Origin of the sequence: Streptomyces sp. 8L, assembly GCF_020176795.1 — a bacterium.
In the GTDB taxonomy this organism is placed as follows: domain Bacteria; phylum Actinomycetota; class Actinomycetes; order Streptomycetales; family Streptomycetaceae; genus Streptomyces.
This window is the reverse complement of the sequence record NZ_JAIUKE010000638.1, coordinates 1-5,328: the sequence shown is the minus strand read 5'-3', so window position 1 is coordinate 5,328 and position 5,328 is coordinate 1. Positions and strand designations below refer to the sequence as shown.

Below are 5,328 nucleotides of genomic sequence, written 5' to 3'. Positions count from 1 at the left end.
CTCGGATTTTTGTAATAGCGCCCGCCCGGGGGGGGGGGGGGGGGCCAAACCCCATTGGCCACATGTGGCGCGACCTGCTCTTTTGACCCATCCGCCACGTGTGGCGATTCGCCAGGTGTAGGCAATGGCAGCACGTGGTCTGAGCTGGCCTGCTTCCCATTGCCCACGTGTGGGGATCGACCATGTGTGGGCAATGGCCACACATGGCGCGACCTGCTGGTTTGGCTCCCACCGGGAATCGCCGGAAGCCAGGGACCACCCTCTGGCTGGTCGATCCGTCGCTGCGAAACGGCGTACTGGATGCCCACCGCCTGCCCGCCCTCGCCACGCAGCCGGCTCATCGTGACGTAGCCAGCCTCCCGGATCAGACCGATCTCTCGGCGAACCACCGGCGCGCCGAGCGGCTTCCCGTTGGCGCCCTTCCATCCCAACCGCCCGTACCAATCGACGAGGAACGGAATATCGAAGCTCGCGTCAGCCGGAAGGAACCAGAGGGATTGCAGGACACTGATGGTGAGAGGCTGCCAGCCGTGGGAGAAGAAGGTCTCCTCGGTGACAGTCACATGCGGAGCGAACTCAGACGCAAGCTTGAACGTCTCACGGACCTCTAGGTGCTCGCCCTCGGGAACCTGAGTCATCGCGCACCCCCAACGACGCCAAGCGTGCGGACCATCACTCTTCGTGTGCTTGTTGCCGAAGGCCTGATACCGGGTACGATCCTCACTGAGGACGACCTCTTTTCTGGTGGATCGTTTGGTTGGATCAGCGAGCGTCAACTCGCTGTTTGTGCTTCGAAGGCCGGTCGGGGGGTTGCGAACCCGTCCGGCCTTCGGCATATCCGAAGCTATCGGGCATTCGGCCCGGTGTTCCCCTGGTGTTTTCGGCCCGTCGCGGGCCTGGTGTGGGCTCGTCACGAGCGTCGTCGGGGCTGCCGTGGCTTCCTGTCCGGGCCCCTGGTCCCGGGCGGCGGCGGGTGTTCCCGGAAGTACTTGAGGAACGGTCTGGTCTCCATCGTGCGGGCGCGAGAGACCCAGATGTACTCGTACGGGCGCCCCTCTCCCGGGTCCCCGAAGGGCCAGTCGGAACGGGTCTGCGCGATGTAGCGGACCGTGTCGGCTGTCGCGTGCGGGTCGATGCCCAGGTCGGCGAGGAGTCGCGCGCCGGACGCGAAGGTCACGACGGGGGGATGTTGAGGGTGTTCGGGCATGGCTGCTCCGCAGTGACTTTTACGTGCGGCGCGTAAAGCCATATGGTCATTCATGGCAGGGCTCCGCACTTAGCTGGGTGGACCTGTCCGCGACCGTCGGCTTCTTCGCAGGGACGGGCGGTCGCGGGGGCGGCTGCCCGGCCTGATGAACCGGGCTGCCGCTCTACAACGGCGGGCTACGCATCGCGTCTGTCTCTCTCATCGCCTACTCCATCGCTCCCGTTCTATCCGAGAGCCCCTTGAGTTCAGCCGACGCCTTCGAGCCCTCCACGAGCATCAGCTCGCGGACGGCCTTCCTGACCGCGTCGTGATTCTGGACGACTTCCGGAGTGATTTCCTCCGCGCGCAGCAGGCAGGCGACCGCGTCGCCAGTTCGGCGCCGCTGCGCGTGCGCTCGCCCCAAGTCCATCAACAGCCTCCCGCGCCGTTCCGGCGAGAGAGAGTCAGCATCGATGGCGTGCCCCAAATCGACCGCCTCGCCGGCGTCCCCCAGTTCTACCGCCGTGGAGACGGCCTGGATGGCGACATTCGTGGGTCCGAACTCAAGGTCGTAGTCGTTTCGGTCCTCGCCCAGCCGCTCGGCGACCTGCCGAGCAAGGGCGATCTCCTGACGAGCCTCCGCGCGCTGACTGGACCGCGCGTGCACCAAAGCCTTGACCAGGTGGAGCGAGCCAAGGACCGAGTAGCCCTCTGGGGGCAGATCGTCATGAGAGCTGTCGTAGCGTTCCAGTGCCCCGATGGCGTCTGTCACCGCGTGTTCGGCCTGCTCGCGCAGACCCAGGCGGACGAACGCGTGAGCCATCCGGAATACGCTGGCACCCACGAGGTAGACGTCGCCAGACATCTCCGCAGCGGACATACCGCGGTCCGCTGCGGTCCATGAAGCGCTAGCGTCGCCCTGTCGGGAGAAGGCCGCAGAGAGCGCCTGGTAGGCCAGAGACAGGTGCCTGTATGCGACCTGGCGTTCCTCTGCCGGAACGGTGCGCACTGCCTGTTCCAGCTCTGGCACCAGATCAACGACAAGGTTGCTGATCTCGGAATGCCGCCCCTGATGAGCAAGCGACCACACTTCTTGAACCTGATCGCCCAGCTCTGGCAGGGGAGTCAAACTCAGACTCTCCGACCCCAGCAGCGCGCCCATCGCCGGATGCCCGGAGATCACTGTCCGCGCGCCGTCCAGATCGTTCGAGGCTGGCACAGCATCCGGCGCACTGTGCGGGTGAACGGGAACGTTCGGGTCCAAGACCTGCGTCGAGACCCCGAGGGCGTCGGCGATCTCCTGAAGAACATCGAATCTGCGTACTGGCTGGATGCCACGCTCGACCTGCGACATCCACCCGGACGAGCGGCCGTTCAACGCAGACGCCAGCTGCTGCTGGGTCATCTTGGCCGCCTTGCGTAGTTCAGCGACTCGGGCGCCAAATGCGGCATCTCTTGGGTCCACGTCCCGCTTGGCCGTGGGCTTACTCATGTGTCCTCCCTGTCGGGCCGCTTACCGGCCTTCTCGTACAGGAAGGTCACTTCGGTGGCGGTCAGGTACTGCTCCCTCTCTTGCAGGAACGCCTTCGTGTGCGCTTGGTCCTCGTGCGCTTGGAAGGCGTCCGGGTCGGCGTACAGCTCGTAGAAGACGCGCACTAGCGGTTCGTCTTTCGGGACGTGCACGACGTACACCAGCGTTCCCGGCTCGCTGCGGATGCCCTCGATAGTGCGTTCCACCAAGGCGTCGAACTGTGCAGCTGAGTCGGCGTCGCGGGTGGTGAAGCGCACGTGGAGTGCGTATCCGCGGGTCATCGATCCTCCTGGATTGGCCATGGGCACAGTCTCACATTACGAGTGAAAGTTCTAGTCGAACCTAAAAATTGAAGATGTGGTTGTGTCGCACTAGAAGTTCGGGTAGCTTCGTTCATGTCGCCAGGACGGCGGCAGCAAAAAGGGCCCGGCGTCCTACCGCCAGGCCCTCGATGCAGACCTACTCCTACCTGCGCAACCAGGAGGCCAGATCCACATGGATCAGGATCGCACACCTGTTACGGGGGCCATCCCCACCCAGTCCCCGACTCCCCGTCCGACGCCGACGGACACGCCGGCCCCGCAGCGTCCGATCTCCACCTTCGAGCGGCGCGACGTCAAGAACACGATCTCGCGTTTCAGGAGGTCGTGATGACGTTCCAGCCGATCAACCTCGCGGACCCGTTCACCGCGCAGCCCGGAGAGATCCTCAACCGGAAGCGCCCCGACCAGTCCCATGTCGCGAACATTGCGACTGCCGAAGCTGCCGCGCGGCGAACGGCACAGGAACTCGAGAACCTGACGCGTGAGTACAACCAGACGCTGGCCCGACTGAACCGGGCGCGGATCGCCGCGTCGCTGTCGGCCACCGAGCTGGTCGAGAAGCCCGTCGTGGACCTCGCCAAGCAGGTACTGGCGCAGAACGTGCCCGTGTCGAAGAAGTTCACGGTGCGGCCGGTCTTCACAGACATCCTCGGCCGGGTCACGTCGCGTGGCCGCCTGACCGACCTGAAGAAGGTCTCCGGGACGTTCCAGCTCCGCACGGGCGAGTCGATCTCCTGGGTGGCCGCTACGACGTATGTCGACTACCTGGAGGACCTGTTCGAGGGCGTACCGGTCGTCGCTCGGGCGGCCCTGCGTCCGGACGGCAAGTACGTCTTCCAGGCGGTGGCGCCCGCGACCCGCGAGGAGTGGGGGAGCGCGGACGCCGGCACGGTGGGCTTCGTGTCCTTCTCCCAGGGGGTCACGGAAGTCATCAAGGAGCGCCGGTCGAGGCGTAAGCAGCTCTGCCGCGAGTTCGGGATGGCATGCATGCAGTGCCAGGTCGACGCCCTGAAGGGCTCGCTTCTGTCTGCGGCGGTCGACGCTGAGGGTGTGCAGGCGCTGCTGTGCCGCTCCTGCAAGGAGGACTGGCGTGTAGCTGGCCGTCCGTCGCTGGGTTCGCTGACCGGTCTCTGCGGGGTGGCGTGATGACGGCATCCGGCTTCCCGTACCCGGTCGAGCTGCGTGACGCGGTCGACGAGGCGTACACGAACCTGCTCCTCAACCTTGACACGCTGATCGGTGAGGTGGAGGCGGCCAGGTACCTGTGGGTTTCGGCCCCCCGGGTAGTGCAGGCCTTCGACTCGTTCTTCGGCGGGGTCACTGACGTACGGATCCTGGACGACGGCGCCGACGATGACCTGCCGCTCCCGAACGGCACGTGGGACGGCGCCACGTTCCGCCCGGCCGGATCGGACGGCGAGTGATGGGTGATGACCTGGTCGACCTGCTGGATGACCTTGCTGGTGTGCATCCCGGTATCGACATGATCCGGCACGGTCTCGCGGTCGTCGCGGGGTCGGATCTGACGGTTTCGGAGCGGCAGACGCTCCTGCACACGCTCGCTGGCGGGCAGGGCACGGACCTGGTGTCCGCGATCGGCCTCGCCGTCCGCGACCTCACCACTACCGCCGCCCTCCACCGTCACCCTCGCCGGGACGACATCGCGAAGGAAGGCCACCTCGCGGAGGCCGCTACCTACTTCTGGCCCGAGCGAGCGCATGTAGCCGCTGCCCTTGCACACCTCGACAGGCCCGAGGGGAGGTGCGGATCTGTGGACGAAGACCTGCGTCGCAAGAACGACGAGCGGAACAAGCAGTCCGGCAAGTGGCCCCACTGATAGTCGGCCAGTCCTCGTCACGCCGAACCCGGGCGTACGCCTCAAAGCCGACGAGGACACGCACCCCCACCAGGCAACCACTCCAACCCGGAAGGCATCCCGTGTCCAACGCCCGCCGCTTCCTCGCCAACACCATGACCGACGCCCAGATCAAGAACGACATCACCCGCGACATTGCCGCCAACCACGGCGCCCAGCAGCGAACCCCCAACGACGGCGAACTGGCCGCCGGTCTCGCCCGCAACGTCGACAACGCCCTGGACGAGCTGAACGAACTCCAGGCCGGGACGTGGCGCATCAACCACACCTGACCGCGCCTTCTCCCTCGAACCCAACCAGCTCTGAGACCTCGACCTCGCACCGACCAAACGACAGGAGACTTCCCAATGACGTTGTCAAGCCGCGGCCGTGACCGGTGGTGTGGCTTGGTAGTACGCTCCGTCGCGGATCA

General features: G+C 65.8%; 8 protein-coding genes. 4 read left to right on the top strand and 4 right to left on the bottom strand.

Annotated elements, in window-relative coordinates; all coding sequences use genetic code 11:
* From LCE31_RS36215 to LCE31_RS36200, 4 genes are all read right to left on the bottom strand, one after another.
* Positions 1–776 (bottom strand): hypothetical protein (locus LCE31_RS36215; protein ID WP_374118672.1); only part of this gene is annotated, 776 nt, incomplete at its 3' end.
* A 134-nt stretch (positions 777–910) separates the two neighbouring features.
* The gene (locus LCE31_RS36210) at positions 911–1,177 is read right to left on the bottom strand and encodes a hypothetical protein (RefSeq protein WP_225022148.1); all 267 of its coding nucleotides are present in this window, start codon (positions 1,175–1,177) and stop codon (positions 911–913) included.
* Positions 1,178–1,412: 235 nt separating this feature from the next.
* Positions 1,413–2,678: a helix-turn-helix domain-containing protein gene (locus LCE31_RS36205; RefSeq protein ID WP_225022147.1), complete on the bottom strand. Its 1,266-nt coding sequence runs from the start codon at positions 2,676–2,678 to the stop codon at positions 1,413–1,415.
* The gene (locus tag LCE31_RS36200) at positions 2,675–3,019 is read right to left on the bottom strand and encodes a putative quinol monooxygenase (RefSeq protein ID WP_225022146.1); all 345 of its coding nucleotides are present in this window, start codon (positions 3,017–3,019) and stop codon (positions 2,675–2,677) included. Before LCE31_RS36200 ends, LCE31_RS36205 begins: the two co-directional genes overlap by 4 nt.
* 348 nt (positions 3,020–3,367) lie before the next feature.
* Between LCE31_RS36200 and LCE31_RS36195 the strand changes: the two genes are divergently transcribed.
* The 4 genes from LCE31_RS36195 to LCE31_RS36180 all read left to right on the top strand — a co-directional run bounded on the left by LCE31_RS36195 (position 3,368) and on the right by LCE31_RS36180 (position 5,188).
* Entirely contained in the window at positions 3,368–4,186 is an 819-nt protein-coding gene (locus LCE31_RS36195; protein WP_225022145.1) for a hypothetical protein, read from the top strand.
* The gene (locus tag LCE31_RS36190; RefSeq protein WP_225022144.1) at positions 4,186–4,464 is read left to right on the top strand and encodes a hypothetical protein; all 279 of its coding nucleotides are present in this window, start codon (positions 4,186–4,188) and stop codon (positions 4,462–4,464) included. The genes LCE31_RS36195 and LCE31_RS36190 overlap by 1 nt, the downstream gene beginning before the upstream one ends.
* Complete coding sequence (locus LCE31_RS36185) at positions 4,464–4,877, top strand: hypothetical protein (protein ID WP_225022142.1); 414 nt, start codon at positions 4,464–4,466, stop codon at positions 4,875–4,877. Before LCE31_RS36190 ends, LCE31_RS36185 begins: the two co-directional genes overlap by 1 nt.
* 101 nt (positions 4,878–4,978) lie before the next feature.
* Positions 4,979–5,188 (top strand): hypothetical protein, encoded by a 210-nt coding sequence (locus tag LCE31_RS36180; RefSeq protein ID WP_225022140.1) that lies wholly within the window; start codon positions 4,979–4,981, stop codon positions 5,186–5,188.
* Positions 5,189–5,328 lie beyond the last annotated feature (140 nt).

Coding starts and splice junctions, on each gene's coding strand:
- LCE31_RS36205 (WP_225022147.1), bottom strand. CDS start 2,678: ATGAGTAAGCCCACGGCCAAGCGGGACGTGGACCCAAGAGATGCCGCA.
- LCE31_RS36200 (WP_225022146.1), bottom strand. CDS start 3,019: ATGGCCAATCCAGGAGGATCGATGACCCGCGGATACGCACTCCACGTG.
- LCE31_RS36195 (WP_225022145.1), top strand. CDS start 3,368: ATGACGTTCCAGCCGATCAACCTCGCGGACCCGTTCACCGCGCAGCCC.
- LCE31_RS36190 (WP_225022144.1), top strand. CDS start 4,186: ATGACGGCATCCGGCTTCCCGTACCCGGTCGAGCTGCGTGACGCGGTC.
- LCE31_RS36185 (WP_225022142.1), top strand. CDS start 4,464: ATGGGTGATGACCTGGTCGACCTGCTGGATGACCTTGCTGGTGTGCAT.